The organism is Clostridium sp. UBA2485, from assembly GCF_002341865.1.
Taxonomy (GTDB): domain Bacteria; phylum Bacillota; class Clostridia; order Clostridiales; family Clostridiaceae; genus Clostridium_J.
Genome location: NZ_DDOV01000016.1, coordinates 60,955 through 61,627, shown reverse-complemented (window position 1 = coordinate 61,627; position 673 = coordinate 60,955). Strand labels below are relative to the sequence as shown.

General features: G+C 29.4%; 1 protein-coding gene and 1 pseudogene (1 of these 2 cut by a window edge). Both read left to right on the top strand.

The annotated features are described in order from the left end of the window. Window positions 1-85 precede the first annotated feature (85 nt). Window positions 86-583 (top strand): ribosome maturation factor RimM, encoded by a 498-nt coding sequence (gene rimM, locus B3603_RS02385; protein WP_291560257.1) that lies wholly within the window; start codon window positions 86-88, stop codon window positions 581-583. Next, a pseudogene (gene trmD, locus B3603_RS02380) lies at window positions 573-673 on the top strand (tRNA (guanosine(37)-N1)-methyltransferase TrmD); it runs 509 nt beyond the window's last position. The gene rimM and the pseudogene trmD overlap by 11 nt, the downstream one beginning before the upstream one ends.

Below are 673 nucleotides of genomic sequence, written 5' to 3'. Positions count from 1 at the left end.
TGTTGAAATTATATAAAATATTTTCAAGGCAGAGTTAGGTTTATTCCTAGCTCTTTTTGATTAAATTATGTTTGGTGGTGAATATGTGGAAGATTATTTATCTGTAGGTCAAATAAGCAAACCTCATGGAATAAAAGGGGAAGTCAAAGTAATACCTCTAACAGATGATATAAAGAGGTTTAGAAAATTAAAAAAGGTGTATATAGACGGAAATGAAAAAGTTATAGTCTGGTGTAAAATGCAAGTTGATAGAGTCATACTCAAAATAGAGGGTATCGATACTATGGAAGGTGCAGAAAGTTTAAGAAATAAATATATCCAAGTAAAAAGGGAAGAAGCAGTTAGATTACCAAAGGATAGCTATTTTATAGCAGATTTATTATCATGTACAGTATATGATACATCAGAAAACAACATAGGAAAAGTATATGATGTAATTAAAACTGGAAGTAATGATGTGTATTGGATTAAGGATGAAAAAGAGATTTTAATACCAGCTTTAAAGGATATAGTACTTGATGTGGATATAGATTCTCATAAGATTATTATAAGACCTATAAAGGAGTGGCAAGATGAAGATTGATATCCTAACATTGTTTCCAGAGATGTTTAGTGTATTCGATCATAGTATATTAGCTAAAGCTAGGGAAAAAGGAATTATAGATATAAATTG